At 74.3% G+C, this 21,800-nt stretch carries 15 protein-coding genes; 8 read left to right on the plus strand and 7 right to left on the minus strand.

Annotated elements, in window-relative coordinates; genetic code table 11:
* Positions 1-13 precede the first annotated feature (13 nt).
* Positions 14-1,201 (plus strand): MFS transporter, encoded by a 1,188-nt coding sequence (locus tag L3X23_RS22255; protein WP_237194211.1) that lies wholly within the window; start codon positions 14-16, stop codon positions 1,199-1,201.
* Here the strand turns inward: L3X23_RS22255 and L3X23_RS22260 are convergent.
* From L3X23_RS22260 to L3X23_RS22270, 3 genes are all read right to left on the minus strand, one after another.
* Complete coding sequence (locus L3X23_RS22260; protein ID WP_237194212.1) at positions 1,165-1,965, minus strand: DUF72 domain-containing protein; 801 nt, start codon at positions 1,963-1,965, stop codon at positions 1,165-1,167. The two genes, L3X23_RS22255 and L3X23_RS22260, sit on opposite strands and share 37 nt — an antisense overlap.
* 64 nt (positions 1,966-2,029) lie before the next feature.
* The gene (locus L3X23_RS22265) at positions 2,030-3,616 is read right to left on the minus strand and encodes an NAD(P)/FAD-dependent oxidoreductase (RefSeq protein WP_237194213.1); all 1,587 of its coding nucleotides are present in this window, start codon (positions 3,614-3,616) and stop codon (positions 2,030-2,032) included.
* Positions 3,613-4,530: an alpha/beta hydrolase gene (locus L3X23_RS22270; RefSeq protein WP_237194214.1), complete on the minus strand. Its 918-nt coding sequence runs from the start codon at positions 4,528-4,530 to the stop codon at positions 3,613-3,615. The genes L3X23_RS22265 and L3X23_RS22270 overlap by 4 nt, the downstream gene beginning before the upstream one ends.
* 150 nt (positions 4,531-4,680) lie before the next feature.
* Here L3X23_RS22270 and L3X23_RS22275 point away from each other — a divergent pair, with 150 nt between their 5' ends.
* From L3X23_RS22275 to L3X23_RS22290, 4 genes are all read left to right on the plus strand, one after another.
* The gene (locus L3X23_RS22275; protein WP_237194221.1) at positions 4,681-6,384 is read left to right on the plus strand and encodes a sigma-54-dependent Fis family transcriptional regulator; all 1,704 of its coding nucleotides are present in this window, start codon (positions 4,681-4,683) and stop codon (positions 6,382-6,384) included.
* 123 nt (positions 6,385-6,507) lie between these two features.
* Positions 6,508-6,909 (plus strand): hypothetical protein, encoded by a 402-nt coding sequence (locus L3X23_RS22280; protein ID WP_237194223.1) that lies wholly within the window; start codon positions 6,508-6,510, stop codon positions 6,907-6,909.
* Between the two features lie 55 nt (positions 6,910-6,964).
* Positions 6,965-8,269 carry an amidohydrolase gene (locus L3X23_RS22285; protein ID WP_237194225.1) on the plus strand — a complete coding sequence of 435 codons (1,305 nt, stop codon included), beginning with the start codon at positions 6,965-6,967 and terminating at the stop codon, positions 8,267-8,269.
* A gap of 10 nt (positions 8,270-8,279) precedes the next feature.
* Positions 8,280-9,101 carry a serine hydrolase gene (locus L3X23_RS22290; RefSeq protein WP_237194227.1) on the plus strand — a complete coding sequence of 274 codons (822 nt, stop codon included), beginning with the start codon at positions 8,280-8,282 and terminating at the stop codon, positions 9,099-9,101.
* A gap of 180 nt (positions 9,102-9,281) precedes the next feature.
* Here the strand turns inward: L3X23_RS22290 and L3X23_RS22295 are convergent, their stop codons facing one another.
* Complete coding sequence (locus tag L3X23_RS22295; protein WP_237194228.1) at positions 9,282-9,668, minus strand: VOC family protein; 387 nt, start codon at positions 9,666-9,668, stop codon at positions 9,282-9,284.
* A gap of 71 nt (positions 9,669-9,739) precedes the next feature.
* On the opposite strand from L3X23_RS22295, the gene L3X23_RS22300 reads away from it, so the two are divergent.
* The 3 genes from L3X23_RS22300 to L3X23_RS22310 all read left to right on the plus strand — a co-directional run bounded on the left by L3X23_RS22300 (position 9,740) and on the right by L3X23_RS22310 (position 15,834).
* Positions 9,740-10,285 carry a TetR family transcriptional regulator gene (locus L3X23_RS22300; protein WP_237194230.1) on the plus strand — a complete coding sequence of 182 codons (546 nt, stop codon included), beginning with the start codon at positions 9,740-9,742 and terminating at the stop codon, positions 10,283-10,285.
* Between the two features lie 150 nt (positions 10,286-10,435).
* The gene (gene hrpA / locus L3X23_RS22305; RefSeq protein WP_237194233.1) at positions 10,436-14,605 is read left to right on the plus strand and encodes an ATP-dependent RNA helicase HrpA; all 4,170 of its coding nucleotides are present in this window, start codon (positions 10,436-10,438) and stop codon (positions 14,603-14,605) included.
* Between the two features lie 41 nt (positions 14,606-14,646).
* Complete coding sequence (locus L3X23_RS22310) at positions 14,647-15,834, plus strand: acyl-CoA dehydrogenase family protein (protein ID WP_237194235.1); 1,188 nt, start codon at positions 14,647-14,649, stop codon at positions 15,832-15,834.
* Between the two features lie 43 nt (positions 15,835-15,877).
* Here the strand turns inward: L3X23_RS22310 and L3X23_RS22315 are convergent, their stop codons facing one another.
* From L3X23_RS22315 to L3X23_RS22325, 3 genes are all read right to left on the minus strand, one after another.
* Positions 15,878-16,288, minus strand: a complete 411-nt coding sequence (locus L3X23_RS22315; protein ID WP_237198097.1) for a rhodanese-like domain-containing protein — start codon at positions 16,286-16,288, stop codon at positions 15,878-15,880.
* 11 nt (positions 16,289-16,299) lie between these two features.
* The gene (locus L3X23_RS22320) at positions 16,300-16,794 is read right to left on the minus strand and encodes a cysteine dioxygenase family protein (protein ID WP_237194237.1); all 495 of its coding nucleotides are present in this window, start codon (positions 16,792-16,794) and stop codon (positions 16,300-16,302) included.
* A gap of 224 nt (positions 16,795-17,018) precedes the next feature.
* Positions 17,019-21,698, minus strand: a complete 4,680-nt coding sequence (locus L3X23_RS22325) for a SpoIIE family protein phosphatase (protein WP_237194239.1) — start codon at positions 21,696-21,698, stop codon at positions 17,019-17,021.
* Positions 21,699-21,800 lie beyond the last annotated feature (102 nt).

Raw genomic sequence — 21,800 nt, forward strand, 5'->3', positions numbered from 1 at the left:
AGCCTTGCTCACGATGGCTGAGCAGAGTGCGGTGCGGGTGGGGGCGGGGGCCGTCGCGATCACCACCTCGACGGTCCTGCCGGTGTTCCTGCTGGGCGCGTTGAGCGTCCAGATCGGGGCGGAGCTGCACTTCGACCCGGCGGCGCTGGGGCTCGTGGTGGCGCTCTACTTCGGCGTGTCGGCGTTGGCGTCGCTGCCGGTCGGCAAGCTCGTGGAGCGGTGGGGGTCGCGGCGCACGAGCCGGGTCGCGGTGTGCGGCGCGGCCGGGTTCATGCTGCTCACGGGCCTGGTGCCGTGGAACTACGCGTCGCTCGTGGCGATCCTGCTGTGCGGCGCCTGGTGCAACGTGATGGGCCAGCTCTCCTCCAACCTCACCCTGGCGCGGTCGATGCCGGAGCACCGGATGGGGCTGTCGTTCGGGGTCAAGCAGGCGTCGGTGCCGCTGGCCACGCTGCTGGCCGGGGTGGCGGTGCCCGCCGTCGCACTGACCGTCGGATGGCGGTGGGCGTTCGTGATCGCCGCCGGGCTGGCGCTGACCGCGCTGGCCGCGGCGCCGCGGGGTTCGGGGCCCGCCACGCGGGACCGCGCCGTCCCCGAGGACCGCGCGACGGGTGCGCTGGCGGTCATCGGCGCCGCCGCGGGGCTGGGCGCCGCGGCCGCCACCGGCCTCGGCATCTTCCTGGTGTCCGCAGCTGTGGATCAAGGTGTGGATCCCGGGACGGCCGGGTTCGTCCTAACCCTCGGCAGCGTCGTCGGCCTGGTCATGCGGATGCTGCACGGCTATCTGGCGGACCGACGCAGCGGCGCGCACATCGCGTTCGTCGCGGGCTCGCTGCTCTCCGGTGCGGTCGGGCTCGCGCTCCTCGCCGTCCCCGGCCCGGTCACGCTGATCGCCGGGGTGGTCCTCGGGTTCGGCCTGGGCTGGTCGTGGCCCGGGCTGCTGCAGTACGCGGTCGTGCGGCTCAACCCCTCGGCCCCCGCCGCGGCGACGGCGATCGTGCAGGTCGGGGTCTACGCGGGCGGGTTCGTGGGGCCGATCGGGTTCGGGTTCCTCGCCACGCACGCGTCGTTCACGGTGGCGTGGTTCGTGTCCGCGGCGGCGATGCTGGTCGCGGGCGCCGGGGTGCTGGTGGGGCGGCGGATGCTGGTCGCCCACCGGGTGGCTCAGGAGAGGCGCTCGGCCAGCGCGATCGCGTCGTAGGGCGCCCGGATCTTGACGTCGTTGTCGAAGTAGACGAGCACGTCCCGGCCGTCGGCGAGCCAGCCGCGGATCCGCTCGGCCCACGCGTCGAGCGCCTCGGGGGTGTAGCCGGAGACGTAGAGCTCCTCGCTGCCGTGCAGCCTGCAGTAGACGAAGTCCGCGGTCACCTCGGTCAGGAAGGGCCACTTGCCCGCGGTGTCGGCCACGACGAGGGCGACCCCGTGCTCACGCAGGAGCCCGAGGAACTCCGGGTTCCGGAAGCTCTCGTGGCGCACCTCGATCGCGTGCCGCAGCGGTCGGTCGTCCGTGTGCAGCACGGGGTTCGCGATCCGCTCGTCGTGCTCCGTGCCCAGCTCCGCGGCCTGCGCGGTGGTGCGCGGCAGCAGGGCGAGGAACTCGCGCATCCGGTCCGGCTTGAACAGCATCCGCGGCGGGAGCTGCCAGAGGATCGGCCCGAGCTTGGGGCCCAACGCCAGGACGCCCGAGGCGAGGAAGTTCGCCACGGGCACCCGGACGTCCTTGAGCTGCTTCATGTGGGTGACGAACCGGGGGCCCTTCACCGAGAACAGGAAGTCCTCCGGCGTCTCGTCCCGCCAGCTCGGCCAGGCGGTCTGGATGGAGTAGAACGAGCCGTTGATCTCGATCGACGACACCGCGCGGGAGAGGTACTCCAGCTCGCGGCGCTGTGCCAGCCCCGTCGGGTAGAAGGTGCCGCGCCACGGCGGATACCGCCAGCCCGAGGTGCCGGTCCTCCAGCTCGCCATCGGCGACTCCGTCGCTCGTGAGTGGTAAGTGGTGCTCTGGCACCACTTACCACGCACGGGTGCGTCAGCGCAGGGTGAGACCGGGGAAGCCCTGCTCGGCGTTGTCGTCGCAGATCCGGAAGTAGTTGTTCGCGCCGCCGAACCAGACGTTCACCCCGCGCGCCTTGCCCGGGATGTTCGCCCCGAGGAACCAGGTGTGCACGCCCTCGCCCTCCGTCAGCAGGGTCGGCTCGACGGCCTCGCGGGTCTGCCGCGCCCAGTCCTGTTCGGCCTCCTCGGTGGCCTCCACGACCCGCCCGGCCGCGTGGTCGAGCGCCGCGCCGATCCACTCGACGTTCTTCTCGATGCACACCGGCAGGTTCGCGAACGGGCTCAACGGACCCGTGATCATGAACAGGTTCGGGAAGCCCGCCGTGGTGGTGCCCAGGAAGGTCAGCGGACCGTCCTGCCACTTCTCCTTCAGCGTGATCCCGTCCCGGCCGCGGATGTCGATGGCCGTGAGCGCACCGGTCACGGCGTCGAAGCCGGTGGCGAGGACCAGGACGTCGAGCTCGTAGGAGGCGTCCGCGGTGCGCAGCCCGGTCGGGGTGATCTCCTGGATCGGCGCACCCTTCGCCGAGACGTCGACGAGCCGGACGTTGTCCCGGTTGTAGGCCTCGTAGTAGTCGTGCCCCGCGGGCGGCCGCTTGCCGGAGTACGGGTAGCCGCGCGGCGAGAGCAGCTCCGCGGTCGCGGGGTCGTGCACGATCTCGCGGATCTTGGAGCGGATGAACTCCGCGGCCGCCTCGTTCGCCGCCGGGTCGAGGATGAGGTCGTCGAAGGTCTCGAAGAGGAACCGGAAGCCGCCGCGGGCCCAGCCGTCGGAGAAGATCCGCCGCCGCTCGTCCTCGTCGACCGCCATGGCCGCGCCGTGGCCCGCGTCGAACGGCATGGCGAAGGAGTGCGCGCGGGCCTTGGCGAGGATCTCGTAGTGCCGGGCCTTGAGGTCGGCGATCTCGTCCGGGTCCATCGGCCGGTTCTGGGCGGGGACCACGTAGTTGGGCGTGCGCTGGAAGACGACCACCTCCGCCGCCTCCTGCGCGATCACCGGGATCGCCTGCACCCCGGTCGCCCCCGTGCCGATGACCCCCACCCGCTTGCCCCGCAGGTCCACGCCCTCGGCGGGCCACCGGCACGTCAGGTGCAGGTCGCCCGAGAACGTGTCCAGCCCGGGGAAGTCGGGGACGTGCGGGTCGGTGAGGAACCCCAGCCCCGTCACGACGTACCGGCTGCGCAGCTGCTCACCGGAGTCCAGCGAGACGTCCCAGCCCTCGTCGCGGTACTCCATGGCGGTGACCCGCGTGGAGAACGTGATGTCCTTGCGCAGGTCGGCGCGGTCGGCCACGAACTCCAGGTAGCGCTGCATCTCCGGCTGCCCCGGGTAGCGCTCGGACCAGGTCCACTCCGCGACGAGCTCCTTGTTGAAGGACAGGCAGTAGTAGTAGCACTCGCTGTCGGTGCGGGCGCCCGGGTAGCGGTTCCAGAACCAGGTCCCGCCGACGTTCGCGCCCGCCTCGATCACCCGGGCGGACAGCCCGGACTCGCGGACCCGGTTCAGCATGGCCAGGCCGGAGAACCCGGCCCCGACGATGAGGACGTCGTAGGTGTTCATCGGGCCTCCAGCCCCAGGCGCGGGCGGACCCAGGCCGCCATCGCCGCGATCGTGGCGTCCGCCTCGGGCGCGCGGCCCGCGGAGAACGGGTGGACGTGCTGCATCTCCGGAGTGATCTCGAGCGTCGCGTCCACACCCGCGGCGCGGGCCTTCTCGTGGAACAGCTCGGCGTTGTCCAGGAGGGTCTCGTGGCCGCCCGCGGCGATGTAGCAGGGCGGCAGGCCGGTCGGGTCGCAGTGCAGCGGATTGGCCAGCGGGTCGCGCCGGTCCCCGTCCTCGCCGAGGAACATCCCGGACATCGCCTCGACGACGGAGCGCTGCACCAGCGCGTCGGTGTCGGCGTTGGCCTCCAGGGTCTTCCCGACGTGCTCCATGTCCAGCCAGGGCGACATCGGCAGGATCGCGGCGGGCAGCGGGACGCCCTCCGCGCGCAGCGCCAGGACGGTGCTGATCGCCAGGTTGCCGCCCGCGGAGTCGCCCGCCGTCGCGATGTGCTCGGGCGCGTAGCCCTGCGCGAGCAGCCACCGGTACGCCGCGACGGCGTCCTGCACCTGCGCCGGGAACGGGTGCTCGGGCGCGAGCCGGTAGTCCAGCACCAGCGCCCGCGCACCGACCGCCTTCGCGAGATGGCCCGCCAGCTTGCGGTGCGTCGCGATCGACCCGACGACGAAACCGCCGCCGTGCAGGTACAGCAGCACCCGGTCGTCGGCCGCGTCGAGCGGCAGACACCACAGCGCGGGCCGTCCGCCCGCGTCGACCTCCTCGTAGGTCACCCCGGTCGGTTCGGCGGTGGGCAGGTGCCACTCCTCGAACAGGTCCCGCAACGTCGGCAGGTCCATGTCCGGCGCCGCCGCCATCCGGTCGCTCCAGCTCTGGTAGATCGTCCGCAGCTCCGCGGACTCCGCGCTCGCCATGGCCGAGGAGCATGCGGCCGGGCGCCCGCCGAGAGTGTCCGACTTCGCGACACCACCCGAACGGTCGTCATGTCTGTCGCGTTCTGGGACAGTCGGACGGGACCCGGGACGTGTTGACTCGGGGGACGCCGCAACGACGCGGAGGTGCCCATGACCGTCGACGAGCGGGAACGCCTGGTCCGGGCCGCCCGGGAGGGGTTCCTATCCGGGGACCGCCCGGACGCGCGGCTGCGCCCGGAGATCGCCTCGTCCTGGCGTCGCAGCCGACTGTCCCGGGTCGCCCCGAGCGACGACAGCGTCCCCTACGCGCCGCTGCTCGACGGGGCCAACCGGCTGCTGACGGCCGCCGCCACACCCGTCCTGGACTGGCTCGCCGACCAGCTGACCGGCGGGACCGCGGTCATCCTCGCCGACGCGGACGCCCGCATCCTGGACCGCCGCGCGGACGGCCGCACCCTCTCCCGCCACCTGGACACGGTGCTGTGCGTACCCGGCTCCCAGTTCGGCGAGGAGCACATCGGCACCAACGGCATCGGCAGCGTGCTGGAGGCGTCCGGTCCGGTGCGGATCGCGGGCGCCGAGCACTACCGGGACAACCTGCAGGGCTTCACCTGCGTCGGGACGCCGCTGCGCCATCCCGTGCACCGCAGGCTGATGGGCGTGCTCGACGTCTGCTGCCGCTACGACGACACCAACGACCTGATGACCCCGCTCATGCTCTCCGCGGCGCGGGAGATCGAGTCGCGGATGTACGCGGAGTCGTCGCTGCGCGAGCGGATGCTCCTGGAGGAGTTCCTGAAGGCCTCCCGCCGCACGTCCGCCGCGGTCGTCACGCTCAACCAGGACTTCCTGATCACCACCACCGCGGCCGCCACGCTGCTCGACCCGAGCGACCACGCCCTGCTGTGGGAGTGGGCGTCGGACGCGATGACGCGGCGGGGCGAGTGCGCGGGAGACGTCCGGCTGCACGGCGGCGCGGTCGTCTCGGCGCGCGCCCGGATGGTCCCCGACGCGGGTGTGCTGATCGAGCTGCGCGGGGACCGCGCCGGTTCCCCGCACCGCAGGCCCGCCACGTCCGACCCCGAGCTGCCCGGGCGCAGCGCGGCCTGGCGCCGGGCCCTCGCCGAGGTCGGCGCCGCCACCCGTTCCGGGCTCGACGTCCTGGTCACCGGCGAGCCGGGGACCGGCAAGACCCGGGTCGCCGCGCGGATCCTGCCGGGCGCCGCCGTGTTCGACGCGGCGTTGGCGGCGGTCTCGCCGACCTGGACCGCCGAGCTGCAGGACGCGCTGCGGCGCGGGCCGGTGATCCTGCGACACCTGGACGCGCTGCCTGCGGACCTGGCCCCGGTCGTGGCCGCGCTGCTGGGGACCTCGCGCGTGGTCGCGACCGCGAGCGACCCCGCCGCCCGCCTGTTCGACCATTTCGGCGCGCGGATCGAGCTGCCACCGCTGCGGCAGCGCCCCGAGGACCTCCCCGACGTGGCGGCGGCCCTGCTCCGCACGCCCTCCCCCGCGCCGCGCCTGCAGCCGGCGGCGTTGCAGGCGCTGCAGGCGTACGGCTGGCCGGGCAACGTCCGCGAGCTGGGCGCCGTCCTGGCGTCGGCGCGGCTGCGGGCGCTGGGCGGGGACATCGGGCTCGCCCACCTGCCCGCCGAGCACCGGCGCGCCGCGTCGCCGTCGCTGCCGACGCTGCGCCGCACCGAACGCGAGACGATCCTCGAAGCCCTGCGGGACGCGCGGGGCAACAAGCTCGCCGCCGCCGAACGCCTCGGCATCGCCCGATCGACCCTTTACCGCAAGATGCGCGCCCTGGGCATCGAGGACACGCGCTTCGCGCCCGTGCGCGGAAAGTAGTGCCAGGGCACCACTGCGCTCACCCACCCCGCGGCTCCGCCGCTGCCGTCCCCCGGCCCACTCACGACCTGTGACGTGCCGACCCGCTCGTTCGTGTACGGGGCGAGAGAGGGAGGACCCGTGATGCCTCGGTGGATCGTGCCGCTGGTCGTGGCCTCGGACGCGGCCGTGATCGTCCTGTTGTCGCTGGTCCTGGGCTGGCCCGCGGTGTTCTTCGCCGTGCCGGTGGTGGCGGGGAGCATCATCGCGCTGGTCGTGCTGACGATCACGACGCGCACGAGGCGGGCGGTGTCGCAGCTGCGGATCCCCGCCGGGCCGTACCGGGTGGCGGGGTCGGAGCCCCACCGGTGGTCGAGCAGCAGCACGGACTCCTACCCGGACTGGACGGGGCAGAGCACGTGGTCGGACGCCGGGGCCTGCGGTTCCGGGGACTCGTGGTCCGCGGACGGCGCCAGCTGCTCGTTCGACTCCGGCTCGTCCTCCTCCGACTCCGGTTCCTCGTCCTCCTCGTCCTCCTCGGACTGAGCCGCGAGGACTCGCGAGCACGGAACCCGGGGCTCGCGGCGCTACCCTCCGCCCCATGACCGGTCCCGCCCAGCCCGACGAGTCGTACCTGCGCGCCCTCGTCGCCGCCACCGAGGCGGCCGTCGCCCGCGCCGAGCCGCTGACCAGCGCGTTCACCGGGGCACCGGCCGAGCTGTGCGCACCGGTGCGGGCGGCGGTCGACGCGCTGGGGGACGAGCTCGTCGCGCTGAGCCGGGACCTGCACGCCCACCCCGAGACGGGTTTCGCGGAGCACCGCTCGGTGCGGGCCGTCGCGGACCTGCTCGCGCGCCACGGGCACACCGCGGAGATCGGCACCGCCCTGCCCACCGACCTGCGCTGCACCACCGGTTCGGACGACGGCCCGCACATCGGGATCCTCGCCGAGTACGACGCCCTCCCCGGCATCGGCCACGGCTGCGGCCACAACGTCATCTGCGCGACCGCCGTCGGCGCCTTCCTCGGCCTCGCGGGCCGGGCACCCGGCCGGGTCACGCTGTTCGGCACGCCCGCCGAGGAGGGCGGCGGGGGCAAGGAGACGATGGCCCGCGCGGGCCTGTTCGCCGACGTCGACGCCGTCGTGATGCTGCACCCCTTCAGCCACGACGTCGCGATGCACCCGTTCCTGGGCCGCCGCCAGGTCGAGATGGTGTTCCACGGGGTGGCCGCGCACGCCTCGGCCCAGCCGTTCATGGGCCGCAACGCGCTCGACGCCGCCGTCGCCGCCTACACCGCCGTCGCCGCGCTGCGCCAGCACCTGCCCCCGAGCGACCGGCTGCACGGCACGTTCACCGACGGCGGCGCGCGCCCCAACGTCGTCCCCGACCGGGCCGCGCTGCTGTTCTACGTCCGCTCCATGGAGCCCGAGACCCTGCGCGACCTCGCCCACCGCGTGGCGGAGATCGCGTACGGCGCCGCCCGGATGCACGGCTGCACCGTGGACGTGACCTGGGACGACAAGCCCCCTTACCTGCCGATCCGGCAGAACGCGGCGCTGGCCGGGCGGTGGGCCGCCCGCCAGGTCGAACGCGGGCGGACACCGCTGGCACCCGGCGTCGTCCCCGAGTTCCTCACCGGATCCACCGACCTGGGCAACCTCTCCTACCGGATGCCCGCGATCCACCCGATGCTCGCCATCGCCGGCCCGACCGCCGCCCTGCACACCGTCGGGTTCGCCGCGGCGGCGGGGAGCGAGACGGGTGATCGCGGGGTCCGGGACGGGGCCGACGGCCTCGCCCTGACCGCCCTGGACTACCTGGTGGACGACGCCCTGCGCGCCGCCGTCCACGAGGAGTTCGCCGCGAAGGGAGGCCCGGTCGACGTCCCGGCCTTCTTCAGATGAGGATGGGTCCATGGATCTCCCCCGCGCGACCCGAGCACTGCTGGACTGGCCCGTCGACCACGTGGCGGCGGCCGTCGTCCGGGGCGGTGCGGTCGTCGCGACGGCCGGGGACCTGGACCGGGAGTTCCGGCTGGCCTCGGTGACCAAGCTGCTCTCCGCCTACGCCCTGCTCGTCGCCGTCGAGGAGGGCGCCGTCGAGTGGGACGACCCGGCAGGCCCGGAGGGCGCGACGGTCCGGCACCTCGCCGCGCACACCTCGGGCCTGGCGTTCGACTCGATGCAGGTCCAGGCCAAGCCAGGCACGCGGCGGATCTACTCCAACACCGGGTTCGCCGTGCTCGGCGAGACGGTGGAGAAGGCCAGCGGGATCCCGTTCCCGGAGTACCTGGCCGAGGCCGTCTGCACACCGCTGGGCATGACCGCGACCGAGCTGCGGGGGCCCGCCGGGCACGCCGCGTACTCCACCGCCACCGACCTCGCCCGGTTCGCCGCCGAGCTGCTCGAGCCGACCCTCGTCGCCCCGGAGACCCTCGCCGCGGCCACCTCCGTCGTCTTCCCCGGGCTCGACGGCGTGCTCCCCGGCTACGGCTCCCAGCGGCCCAACGACTGGGGTGCGGGCTTCGAGATCCGGGACGGCAAGTCGCCCCACTGGACCGGCACCACGCACTCGCCGCGCACGTTCGGCCACTTCGGCCAGGCCGGGACGTTCCTCTGGGTGGACCCGGAGCTGGGCGCGGCGGCCGTGGTCCTGACCGACCGCACGTTCGGCGAGTGGGCCGTGCAGGCCTGGACCCCCTACAACGACGGGCTGGTCGCCGCGCTGCGATCGTGACGCAGCACACGGAACCGGGCCTCGGGAACATCTCCCGGGGGTCACCCGTTGAACCACCTGTCCGAGCCGGGCGATGCAGTGTCCCCGGGCCGCAATAGATAACCGCCGCCGCGGAATACCGTCAGGCTGGAGCCGCGGTGTGCCACTCGCCGCGAGGCGACCTGCGCTCGGCTCGGACACCTACTTCGCGGCGTACGCGCCGGTGAACGGGATCGGCGTGATCACGTCGACGAGCACCCCGTCGGGTGCCGCGACGATGAAGTGCCGCTGGCCGAACGCCTCGGACCGGAGGGGCAACACGATCTCCAGGTCCTGCAGGCGCGCGTACTCCGCGTCCACGTCCTCGACCTCCAGGTTCAGCAGCATCCCCGCGACGGGTCGCCCGTAGCCGGTGGGGACGGTCTCGTGCGCGGGATCGAGGATCGCGAGCTCCCACGACCCGTTCCGCAGGCTGACGTACCAGTCCGCCTCGAACGTCGTCTCGAAGCCGAACCGCTCCCGGTAGAACCGGGCCGCCGCGGGCACGTCCGCGCTCATCAGGACCGGGTACACGCTGGTCGGGGTCATCGCCACACTCCCATACATTCAGACTGTACGTATGTTATACATGCATCCTGTACGTAAGTGGAAGGGGCCCCGTGGCACGTGCGACGAAGGCGCAGGCCGAGGCCACCGCCGCCCGGGTGCTGGCCACCGCGCGCGAGCTGTTCGTGGCCCGCGGCTACGCCGACGTCGGGCTGGAGGAGGTCGCCGCCGCGGCGGGCGTGACCCGCGGGGCGGTCTACCACCACTACCGCAGCAAGCAGGCGCTGTTCGAGGCCGTGCTGGCCGAGGTGCAGCGCGAGGTGGCCGAGGCCATTGCCGCCGCGGCGACCGGAGACGCCCGCGAGCAGCTCGAACGGGGCTGCCGGGCGTTCCTCGCCGCCGCCGTGGCCCCGGAGGTCCGCCGGATCCTGCTCGTCGACGCCCCCGCCGTCCTGGGGTGGGCCGTCTGGCGGGCGCACGACGCCGCAGGCACCCGGCTCCTGGCCGAGGGCGTCGCCGCCGCGGGACTCGCCCCGGCCTTCACCCCCCTGCTCAACGGCGCCCTGAACGAGGCCGCCCTGTGGATCGCCGCGGCCCCGGACCGCGAGGCCGCCCTGGAGCAGGCCTGGTCCGCCTTCGAGAAGATGCTGCCGAGATGAACCTGAGGGCGATTCCGCACGGGTCGGAATCGCCCTCAGGTTCCTCTCGGCGGGCTCGGGGCTCGCGGGAACAACTCCGGCAGCCGTCCCGTTGCAGAGAAGGCCCGCCGGGCACCTCTCTCGCCCCGACTTGGCAGACTTGACCTCACGATGACCTCCTCCCGATCCACCGGGGACGACGTGCGCGCCGGAGACCCCGGCTCCCGCGCGGACTCCCCCGCCCAGTCCGGTGCTCCCACCACAGCGACCGGACCCGCCGCCTCGCAGGCCGCAGCCGAACCCACCGGCAGCGCCGCGAGCGGCGACGGGAGCCGCGGCCGACGACCCCGCCGGCGCGGCTCCCGGGGCCGGAGCGCACCCGCACAGCGGGGCAACGCGCCCGGCCCCACCAGCACGTCCTCCCCGACCGACGGCGCGCCCCGCCGCCGGACCGAGCCCGCGCTCCCCGCTCTGCCGGACGACGTGCTCGCCGACCTCGAGCAGCGGGTCGCGGAGCTGCGCAGCACGGACGCCGAGCGCCTGCGCAGGCGCCTGCACGGCGCCCGCCGCTCCGGAGACGGCCGCGCCCAGCAGGCCGTGGCCGACGCGATCGCCGCGGCCGAGCACCGCCGCGAGCGCCGCCGCGCCGCCGTCCCCCGGATCAGCTACCCCGAGCAGCTCCCGGTCTCCCAGCGCAAGGACGACATCGCCGCCGCGATCCGGGACCACCAGGTCGTGATCGTCGCCGGCGAGACGGGCTCCGGCAAGACCACCCAGCTGCCGAAGATCTGCCTGGAGCTGGGCCGCGGCGTCGACGGGATCATCGGGCACACCCAGCCGCGCAGGCTCGCGGCGCGCACCGTCGCCACCCGGATCGCGGACGAGCTGCACACCGAGCTCGGCGACGTCGTCGGCTGGAAGGTGCGCTTCACCGACCAGGTCGGCGACCGCACCATGGTCAAGCTGATGACGGACGGCATCCTGCTCGCCGAGCTGACCGGCGACCGGGACCTGCTGCAGTACGACACACTGATCATCGACGAGGCCCACGAGCGCAGCCTCAACATCGACTTCATCCTCGGCTACCTCACGCAGCTCCTGCCGCGCCGCCCGGACCTCAAGGTCATCATCACCAGCGCGACGATCGACCCGGAGCGCTTCTCCCGGCACTTCGGGAACGCCCCCATCGTCGAGGTCAGCGGCCGGTCGTACCCCGTCGAGGTGCGCTACCGGCCCGTCGTCGACCCGGACGACGCGGACGCCGACCCGGACCGCGAGGAGATCGACGCGATCGCGGACGCGGTGGCGGAGCTGCAGCGCGAGGGCCCCGGCGACATCCTGGTCTTCCTCCCCGGCGAACGCGAGATCCGGGACACCGCGGAAGCCTTGCAGCGCAGGGACTTCCGCAACACCGAGATCCTCCCGCTGTACGCGCGCCTGACCACCGCCGAGCAGCAGCGGGTCTTCAGCGCACACCCGGGCAACCGGATCGTGCTGTCCACCAACGTCGCCGAGACGTCCCTAACCGTGCCCGGCATCCGGTACGTGATCGACACCGGCACGGCGCGCATCTCGCGGTACTCGCGCAGGCTCAAGGTGCAGCGGCTGCCCATCGAGAAGATCTCCCAGGCGTCGGCGAACCAGCGCGCGGGCCGGTGCGGCCGGACGAGCGACGGCATCTGCATCCGGCTCTACGCCGAGGACGACTTCGACGCCCGCCCGGAGTTCACCGACCCGGAGATCCTGCGCACCAACCTCGCCTCGGTCGTCCTGCAGATGATCGCGCTGGACCTCGGCGAGATCTCCGCGTTCCCGTTCGTCGAGCCGCCGGACCGCCGGGACGTCGCGGACGGCCTCGCCCTGCTCCACGAGCTGGGCGCCGTCGACCACGGCAGGCTGACGGCGGTGGGCCAGGCCCTCTCCCGGCTGCCCGTCGACCCCCGCCTGGGCCGGATGCTGGTGGAGGCGAACAAGACCGGGTGCCTGCGCGAGGTGCTCGTGATCGCCGCGGCGCTGAGCGTGCAGGACCCGCGCGAGCGGCCCACCGAGCAGCGCCAGGCCGCGGACGAGCAGCACCGGCGCTTCACCGCCGCGGGCTCGGACTTCCTGGCCTACACGGCCCTCTGGGACTACCTGGCCGAGCGCCGGGCCGAGCTGAGCGGGAGCCGGTTCCGGCGCACCCTGCGCGAGGAGTTCCTGCACTACCTGCGGATCCGCGAGTGGTGGGACCTGCACGGCCAACTCCGCCAGGCCGCCCGCTCCGCGGGGATGACCGCGAACGACGCCCCCGCCGATCCCGACCGGATCCACCAGGCGCTGCTGTCCGGGCTGCTCTCGCAGGTCGGGCTGCTGGAGGAGCGCACCGAGAAGAAGGGGGACAAGCGCGGCGCCCGCGAGTACCTGGGCCCCCGCAACGCGAGGTTCGCGATCTGGCCGGGGTCGGCGCTGGCGCGCAAGCCGCCGCACTGGGTCATGGCCGCCGAGCTCGTCGAGACCTCGCGGCTCTGGGCGCGCACCGTCGCGTCGATCAAGCCGGAGTGGATCGAGCCGCTCGCCGGACATCTCGTCAAACGGACGTATTCGGAGCCGCGCTGGTCGCGCAAGCGCGCGAGCGCGGTGGCCACCGAGCGGGTCACGCTGTACGGCATCCCCGTGGTGGCCGACCGCACCGTGGACTTCGGCCGGGTCGACCCCGAGGTCTCCCGCGACCTGTTCCTCCGGCACGCGCTCGTCGAGGGCGACTGGGAGACGCGGCACCGCTTCTTCCGCGCCAACCGTGCGCTGCTCGAGGACGCCGAGGAGCTGGAGCACCGCGCCCGGCGCCGGGACCTGGTCGTGGACGAGGACACCCTGTTCGCCTTCTACGACAAGCGGATCCCCGCCTCGGTGGTGTCCGGGCGGCACTTCGACTCCTGGTGGCGGAAGGAGCCGGACAAGAACCTGCTGGACTTCACCGCGGAGATGCTGGAGACCGAGGCGGCCCGCGGCATCGACCGCGCCGCCTACCCGGACCACGTCGCCGCGGGCGGGCTGTCCCTGCCGCTGTCGTACGCGTTCGAGCCGGGCCACCACACGGACGGCGTGACCGTCGACGTCCCGGTCGCCGCGCTGCACCAGGTCGACCCGACGCCGTTCACCTGGCAGGTCCCCGGGCTGCGCGAGGAGCTGGTCACGGCGCTGATCAAGACGCTGCCCAAGACCCTCCGCCGCAACTTCTCCCCCGCCCCCGACCACGCCCGCGCGGTGCTGTCCCGCTTGCGCGACCAGGACGAGCCCCTGCTCGACGGGCTGGAGCGCGAGCTCGGCCGGATGCGGAACGTCGTCATCCACCGGGACGACTGGGAGCTCGCCCGGCTCCCGGACCACCTCACCGTGACTTTCCGCGTCCTCGACGAGAAAGGTCGCGAGGTCGCCCGCGGCACCGACCTGGAGGCGCTGCGCGAGCAGCTCGCGCCGAAGGTGCGCGAGGAGATCGCCGCCGCGGGGCGGGACATCGAACGCACCGGGCTGACCACCTGGGACCTCGGCGACCTGCCCCGGGAGCACGCCATCCGCCGCGGCCGCCACGTCGTGACCGGCTACCCGGGCCTGGTCGACCGCGGCGACTCGGTGGACGTGCGCGTGTTCGCCACCGAGGCCGAGCGGGACTCCGCGCACCGCCGCGGCGTCCGCAGACTGCTGCTGCTGGCCACCCCCAGCCCGGCCAAGCAGGTGCAGCGGGGCCTCGACCCCCGGGCCAGGCTCACGATCGCCCGCAACCCCCAGGGCGGCCTCGACGCGCTGATCGCGGACTGCGTGCTGTGCGCGGCCGACCACCTCATCGCCCGCGCGGGCGGACCCTGTTGGGACGCAGCGGGTTTCGCCTCGCTCTCGGGGGTCTTCGCCCAGCACCTCGGCAGCGCCACGATGCAGGTCCTGCAGGCCGTCCGTGCGGTCCTGGAGCGCTGGCACCCCGTGCAGGCGGCGCTGGCCGAGCTGCGGAACCCGCCCGCGGACATCCGCGCCCAGCTGCAGGAGCTGACCGGTCCGCACTTCGCCGAGCAGGCGGGCGCGGCCCGGCTCGCGGACGTCGCCCGCTATCTGCAGGCCCTCGCCGTCCGCATCGACAAGCTCCGCGTCGACCCCGCCCGGGACGCCGAGTGGACCACCCAGGTCCACGAGGTCCAGGACGAGTACGCGGCCGAGCTCGCCGCCCTCCCCCCGGGCGTGGACCCGCCCCCGCCGCTGGTCGAGATCCGCTGGATGATCGAGGAGCTGCGCGTGAGCCTCTACGCGCAGCCGATGAAGACGCGCTACCCGGTCAGCGTCAAGCGGATCCAGAAGGCCCTCGACGCCCTGTGAGTGGGCGGGCGCCACGCGGCCCGACCTGCCAGGCTGTCCCCATGGAGTACGCCCATCTCGGCGAGGCGCTGGGCACGGACTTCTTCTCGGTGCGCGAGCAGTTCACCGAGGAGCAGTGGACCCGCTTCGCCACCGTCCGCACGTTCGTCGACACCGAGGTGCTGCCCGACATCGGGGACTACTGGGAGCGGGCCGAGGTGCCGTGGCACCTGGTCCGCAGGCTCCCCGAGCTCGGGATCGTCGGCGAGACCATCACCGGGTACGGCGCGGCGGGCATGAGCCCGCTGGCCTGCGGCCTGGTGCACATGGAGCTGCACCGGGGCGACGGGTCGCTGGGCACGTTCCTCGGTGTGCACGCCGGCCTGGCGATGCAGTCGATCGCGATGTGCGGCAGCGCGGAGCAGCGGGAGCGCTGGCTCCCCGCGATGTCCACGATGGACAAGCTGGGGGCCTTCGCACTCACCGAGCCGGACCACGGCTCGGACTCCGTCGCGCTGGAGACGACCGCCCGGCGAGACGGCGACCACTGGGTGCTCGACGGGCGCAAACGCTGGATCGGCAACGGCGCGGTGGCCGATCTCGTCGTCGTCTGGGCCCGGGACACCGAGGACGGCGAGGTGAAGGGGTTCGTCGTCGAGACCCCCGCAGAGGGGTACGCGGCGACCGTGATCGGCGGCAAGGTGTCGCTGCGGGCGATCCACCAGGCCGACATCGTGCTGACCGGGGTCCGGGTGCCGGAGGAGAACCGGCTCGCCGAGGCGAACGGGTTCGCGGACTGCGCGCGGGTGCTCGCCACGACCCGCGGGATCTGCGCGTGGATGGCGCTCGGCCACGCCACCGCGGGCTACGACGCCGCCCTGCGGTACGCGACGGAGCGCAGCCAGTTCGGCAAGCCGCTCGCGAGCTTCCAGATCGTGCAGGAGCGGTTGGTGCACATGCTCGCCGACCTCACCGGCATGCAGCTCTACTGCATGCAGATCGGGCGCCTCGCCGAGGCCGGGCGACTGTCCCCGACCGTGGCCGGGCTGGCCAAGATGCACAACACCCGCGCCGCACGGCGGATCCTCTCCACGGCGCGGGACATGTTGGGCGGCAACGGGATCCTCCTGGAGCACCACGTCGCGAGGCACTGGGCGGACATCGAGGCCATCCACACGTTCGAGGGCACCGAGACGATGCAGACCCTGATCGTCGGCAAGGACGTGACGGGCATCGGCGCCTTCGCCTGACCTGCGGCGCCGCCGCTCGTGCGCGGCAAGTGGTGCTAGAGCACTACTTACCACGCACGGGCGGCGCAGCCGCATAGTCGGGCGGCGCCCCGTCGGACTCCCGGACGGGTAGTCCGGCGGCCTGCCAGGCCCGGAAGCCGCCCACCAGGTCGGTGGCCCGGTGCAGGCCGAGGTCCTGCAGCGCGGCCGCGGCCAGGCTGGAGGTGTAGCCCTCGGAGCACGCCACGATCCACTGGACGTCGTGCGAGTCGGCCTCCGCGATCCGGGCCGCCGAGGTGGGGTCGAGGCGCCACTCGAGGTGGTTGCGCTCGATCACCACCGCGTCGGGGAAGTCCCCCTCCCGCACGCGCTGCCAGCCGGGCCGGATGTCGACCAGCCGGGCGCCGGCGCGCAGCAGGTCGGCGGCCTGCGCCGGGCCCACGCGGTCGAGCTTCTCCCGGGCGGCGGCCAGCATCTCGTCGACGGTCACACGGACACCGTCTCAGGCGCCTTCTCCGGCTCGGTCGTGAGCTCGGTGCGGGTGCGCCGCAGGATCCCGGCCGGGCTCACGTCGTAGTAGCTCATCGCCGTCAGCGGCGGCGAGTAGGCGTGCACGCTGACGGCCGTCTCCGCGCGGGTGTTCGCGACGTCGTGGACGTGGCCGAGCGGGAACGACGCCCCGCGGCCGGTGTGCAGCGTCCGCGACCGCAGGCCCCGGCCCGCCACCCACCGTTGCTCGACGAGCTCACCGCGCACCACGGTCAGCGCACCCAGCGACCCGGCGTGGTCGTGCAGCTCGGCGATCTGGTCGGTGGTCCACGAGATCAGCCAGACGTCCACGACGTCGTCCGCGACGAGGCGCCGCGACCAGCGGTGCAACGGGTCCTCCTGGACCGGGTGCAGGCCCGCCGCGACCTCGGCGGCGTAGGTGCGGGTGAGGGCGGTGAGGTCGTGCAGGGACAGCGGCGTGGGCGCACGCACGGCAGTACTCCAGAGTGTCTCGCGAGGGGGTCGGGCCGGGAGTCAGTTCCCGGGGCGACAGCACTCGTCGAAGACGTACCCGCGACGGCTCTCCCAGATGGGGCCGAGGTTCCAGGCGGGCATCACTCCACCGTTGTACACACGCCGTCGCGGAAATCCCAGCCCTCTCCCGCCGGGAGGGACGCACCGCACAATGTCCGGTAAATGTCCGGTCCGTGCGCGGTCTAGCCGGAGCTGCCCACGAGGGTGTCGAGGCCCGCGAGCACCAGGATCCGACGGGCCGGGCTCTCGGACGCCGTGACGACCGACAGGTCCGTGCCCGCCGTCCGCGCGCGCTGGGCCAGCTCGGACAGCACCGCGATCCCGGCGCTGGACACGTAGGAGTCGGCGGCGAGGGTGAGGACCAGCGTGCCGCCGCGCTCGAGGGCGGCCAGCAGGTCGCCGCGCACCGCGGCGACCCCCGCCAGGTCCAGGTCGCCCTCGACGTGCAGCCGCACGGCGTGCTCGTCCGCCCAGCGGCGCAGCCGGGTGACCCGCGGCGGGGCGCTGCCGGCGCTGCCGGCGCTGCCGGCGCTGTCGGCGCCGCCGGCGGGGACGTCCGCCGGGCCGCCGGGCAGCGGGGCCGTCCCCGCCCGCACCGAGATCTCGACGGGCATCGCGGGCATGCGGAACCAGACCTCGGTGCCGTCGTCCGCGGCCAGCACCTCGACGTCGACCGCGAGCTCGCGGATCAGGGCCAGCCCCCGGCCCCGGAAGCCGGGATCCGCGGGCGGCGGCCGCCACAGCCCGTGGTCGGCGACGCGGACCGCGACCGAGCCGTCCGGCCGCAGCTCCAGCGACAGCGCGACCGCGTCCGCGCCGGGCTCGGGCCCGCCGGTGTAGGCGTGCTCGACCGCGTTGGTGACGGCCTCGCCGACCGCGAGCTGCAGGTCCGTGACGGCGTCCACGTCCAGCCCGCACCCGGCGGCCCACTCCGCGATCGCGCGGCGCATGGGCGCCAGCACCTCGGGGGCGGCGGGCATGGACCGGGTGAACGGCTCGGGCACCCGGCGGGCCAGGACCACCACCGTGTCGTCGGGGGCGCCCGCGGCGTCGAGCATCCGCTCCAGCAGGGCGTCGACCATGTCCGGCGGACGGTGGTGGGCGAGCTCGCCGAACGTCGCGGCCAGCCGGTCGAGCCCGTCGTCGACCACCTCGGTGCGCCGTTCGAACAGCCCGTCCGAGCACAGCAGGATCGTCTCGCCGGGGTCGATCCGGCCGTCCGCCTCGACGTACGGCGGGCGCCCGACGACCCCGAGGGGGGTGCCGCGGCCGCCGTCGAGGGCGCGGACCCCGTGGTCGCCCGCGACCATCGGCGGCGGGTGCCCGGCGCACGCGTAGCGCAGCGCCCCGGTCGAGGTGTCGACGATCGCGCAGGCCACCGTGCTGGCCCGCGCCCCCGCGACCCGGCGGGCGAACAGGTCCAGCTGTTCGAGCGCGGTCGCGGGCGGTGCGCCGTTGACCAGGTTGGCGGCCAGGGCGCTGCGCAGCTGGCCCATCACCGCCGCGGCGCCGGGGCCGCGGCCGACGACGTCCCCGACGACCAGCGCGGTGCGCCCGTCCGGCAGGTCCAACACGTCGTACCAGTCCCCGCCCGCCTCGGTGCCCTCGGTGCCGGGGTTGTAGCGGGTGGCGACCGTGAGCCCCTCGATCTCGGGCAGCTCGGACGGCAGCAGGCTGCGCTGCAGCGTCACCGCGACCTCGTGCTCGGCCTGGTGCAGCCGGGCGCGCATGATCGCCTGCGCGCACTGGCTGGCCAACGTCAGCACGAACCCGCGCTCGTCCGGGCCGAACGCGGGCTCCTCGGCGAACCCGAACCCGAGCCCGACCGCACCGATCGCCGTGCCCGCCACCAGCAGCGGCACGGCCGTGCCCGCCGGGTAGGGATCGGGCAGCCCGGTGGACTCCCAGACCGGTTCGCCGGAGTGCACGACCTGCGCCAACGGGTGGGTGCCGGTGACGGGCCCGAACCCGGTCGTCTCCCAGCCCTCGGCCGCGAGCACGTGCAGGGCGCGCTCGTCGTCCGCCAGCAGGACGACCACGGCGTCCGCGCCGATCGCGGACCGCCCGTGCGCGAGGATCACGTCGGCGACGGACTCGATGTCGGTCGCGCGCGACAGCGCCGTGGCGACCGCCCCCAGCCGCTCCGCGAGCCGCCTGCCCTCCGTCTCGGCGACCAGCAGCAGCGAGCGGTCCAGGGCCTGCGCGGCGAGCTCGGCCACGGCGAGCGCGGCCTCGCGGTCGCTCGCGGTGAACACCCGCGGCTCGGTGAATCCCACCGCGACCATGCCCAGGTCCCGGGTGCCCGCCACGAGCGGGAGCCAGCAGGCCGCGCGCAGCCCGAAGCGGCCCATCCACTCGACGGTCCGGGGGTGCTCGGCGGCGAGCTGCGCGGTCGACTCCGCCCAGAGCGGGCGGCGGGAGCGGACCGCGTCCGCCGGGCTCGGCTGCAGCAGCGAGATCCGGTCCAGCTCCTCGGGCACCTCGCCGACCCACCCGTGCAGCGACAGCAGCCGCAGGCCGCGCCCGGCGGACTGCCAGACCCCGGCGGTGGGCGCGTCCAGCAGCGCGACGAGGTGGCTGGAGGCGATCCGGGCGACCTCCTCCGGGGTGGCCGCGGCGGACATCTCGGCGGTCGCGGTGTGCAGCAGCCCGAGCCGGGTCGCGGCCGCCCGCTCCTGCTCCAGCAGCCGGGCGTTGTCGATGGCGACGGCGGCACGGCGGGCGAGTTCGCCGAACACGGCGAGATCGGGACCGTCGAGCACCGGGGAGTCGCCGCAGCGGGCGACCCCGAGCAGGCCGAGCATCTTGCCGCGGGCCTGCAGCGGCAGCACGAGCGCCGAGTGCGCCCCGGTGCGCTCCCACGTCTCGCGCTGGTCGGCGGGCATCCGGGCCAGCATCGCGGCCAGCGCGGAGGGGTCCAGCAGGACCGGCTCGTCGGAGATCTCGTCGAGGACCGGCAGGCCGGGCAGGTCCCCCAGGGCGGCCTCCCGCCCCGGGTCGGCGGCCGCGCAGGTGTGCACCTCGAGGCCGGACCGGCCCCCGCGGCCGTCGTCGACGAACACCCGCACGAGGTCCGCCAGGCCCTCGTCGACGAGGGCGCGGGCGAGCGCGGCGAACCGGTCCGCCCGGGTGACCTCGCGGTCGAGGATCTCGCCGAGGTCGGCGTAGAGCTGGTGGCGGCGCTGTTCGGCGTGCCGGTCGTCGATGTCCAGGCAGCCGCCGACGTACCCGCCGGTCCGCCCGTCGCCCTCGCCGACCGGGGCGCCGCGGTCCAGCACCCACCGGTGCCGCCCGTCGCCGCCGCGCAGGCGGTACTCCACCTCGAACGGGGCTCCCGCGCGCGTCGCCGCGGTGACGACCGAGCGGTAGCGCTCCCGGTCGTCCGGGTGGATGCGGTCCCGCCAGTCCAGGCCCAGCTCGAAGCCGGGGTCGGCGCCGGTGAAGTCCAGCCAGCCGCGGTTGACGAACACACGGTGCCCGCCCGCGTCGTCCACCCAGATCAGGGCGGGCGTGGAGTTCGCCATGGCCCGGAAGCGCAGCTCGGCGTCCCGGCGCACGCGGCCGAGCTGCAGGTGGTTGGCCACCCGGGCCAGCAGCTCGCGCGCGGAGAACGGCTTGACCAGGTAGTCGTCCGCGCCCGCCGCGAGACCCTCGACCGCGGCCTCCTCACCCGCCCGCGCGGACAGCAGCACCACGGGCAGCCCCGCGGTGCGCGCGTCCGCGCGCAGGGCACGCAGCAGGGCGATGCCGTCCGGCTCGGGCATCATCACGTCCGCCACGACGAGGTCCGGCGGGTCGACCCTGGCCAGCTCCAGCGCGGCCGCACCGCTCGCCACCGCCTGCACCGACCAGTGCGCGCTGAGCAGCTTGCGCAGGTGGTCGAGCATGTCCGGGTCGTCGTCGACGACGAGGACCCGACCGCTGGGCGGGCCCGGCACCTCGGGCGGCAGGGGGCTGACCCACCCGCCCGGTTCCTCCACCGGCGCCGGGGTCCACCGCAGGGCCTCGGCGACGAACGGCTCGAACGTCTCCGGACGCGGGTGCGGCGCCGTGGGCGGCTTGCCGAGCGTGATGTTCTCCGCGGGCAGGTGGGCGAACCCGAGCGGCAGCCGGACCGTGAACCGGGTCCCCTCACCGTCCACACTCGACACCTCGACGGTGCCGCCGTGCACCTCGGTCAGGTTGCGCACCAGGGCGAGCCCGATCCCGCTGCCCTCGCGCGAGCGGGCGCGGGCGGCGGGCACCCGGTGGAAGCGGTCGAACAGCCGCGGCACCTCGGCCTCCGGGACCCCCGTGCCGGTGTCCGCCACCTCCAGCACGAAGTGCTCGTCGGCGAGGTGGGTGCGCACCCGCAGGCCGCCCTCGAAGGTGAACTTCAGGGCGTTGCTCAGCAGGTTGAGGACGATCTTCTCCCACATGTCCTGGTCCGCCCACACCGGACGGCCCGACGGCGGCGAGTCGATGTCCAGGCGCAGCCCGGCCCGCTCGGTCGGCGCGGTGAACAGGGCCGCGAGCTCGCCGGTGAGGGCACCGAGGTCGATCGGGGCGAACACGGCGTCCGTGTGGCCCGCCTCGAGCCGCGAGACGTCCAGCAGCGTGTTGACCAGCTTGAGCATCCGCTGCGCGCTGCGCTGCGCGACGCCCGCCTCCTCCCGCACGACGGGATCGGACGAGCCGAGCAGCACCTCCAACGGGCCCATGATCAGCGACAGCGGGGTGCGGAACTCGTGGCTCACACCGGTGAAGAACTCGGTGATCGTGCCGTCGAGCAGCGCCGAGCGCCGGGCCGCGTCGACGTGGTCGGCGTGGTGGTCGGCCTGCTCGCCGTCGTCGCGCCGGACGGAGTCGCCCGGGTCGCTCACGTTCCGCTCCTGTCCGTCGAGGCCTTCGCGGCTCAGCGCGGACCAGCCTGCCAGGTCCCGCCCGACCCGGCGACCGGTGACCCGCGCGGGCCGGGCGCGGCC

It is taken from the genome of Pseudonocardia sp. WMMC193 (assembly GCF_021728735.1).
GTDB lineage: Bacteria > Actinomycetota > Actinomycetes > Mycobacteriales > Pseudonocardiaceae > Pseudonocardia > Pseudonocardia oroxyli.

Excerpts from the sequence above, each read along its gene's own strand:
- L3X23_RS22295 (WP_237194228.1), bottom strand. The coding sequence starts at position 9,668 with ATGACCCCGACCAGCGTGTACCCGGTCCTGATGAGCGCGGACGTGCCC.
- L3X23_RS22260 (WP_237194212.1), bottom strand. The coding sequence starts at position 1,965 with ATGGCGAGCTGGAGGACCGGCACCTCGGGCTGGCGGTATCCGCCGTGG.
- L3X23_RS22270 (WP_237194214.1), bottom strand. The coding sequence starts at position 4,530 with ATGGCGAGCGCGGAGTCCGCGGAGCTGCGGACGATCTACCAGAGCTGG.
- L3X23_RS22315 (WP_237198097.1), bottom strand. The coding sequence starts at position 16,288 with ATGCTGGCCGCCGCCCGGGAGAAGCTCGACCGCGTGGGCCCGGCGCAG.
- L3X23_RS22265 (WP_237194213.1), bottom strand. The coding sequence starts at position 3,616 with ATGAACACCTACGACGTCCTCATCGTCGGGGCCGGGTTCTCCGGCCTG.
- L3X23_RS22285 (WP_237194225.1), top strand. The coding sequence starts at position 6,965 with ATGACCGGTCCCGCCCAGCCCGACGAGTCGTACCTGCGCGCCCTCGTC.
- L3X23_RS22255 (WP_237194211.1), top strand. The coding sequence starts at position 14 with ATGGCTGAGCAGAGTGCGGTGCGGGTGGGGGCGGGGGCCGTCGCGATC.
- L3X23_RS22310 (WP_237194235.1), top strand. The coding sequence starts at position 14,647 with ATGGAGTACGCCCATCTCGGCGAGGCGCTGGGCACGGACTTCTTCTCG.
- hrpA (WP_237194233.1), top strand. The coding sequence starts at position 10,436 with ATGACCTCCTCCCGATCCACCGGGGACGACGTGCGCGCCGGAGACCCC.
- L3X23_RS22280 (WP_237194223.1), top strand. The coding sequence starts at position 6,508 with ATGCCTCGGTGGATCGTGCCGCTGGTCGTGGCCTCGGACGCGGCCGTG.
- L3X23_RS22275 (WP_237194221.1), top strand. The coding sequence starts at position 4,681 with ATGACCGTCGACGAGCGGGAACGCCTGGTCCGGGCCGCCCGGGAGGGG.
- L3X23_RS22290 (WP_237194227.1), top strand. The coding sequence starts at position 8,280 with ATGGATCTCCCCCGCGCGACCCGAGCACTGCTGGACTGGCCCGTCGAC.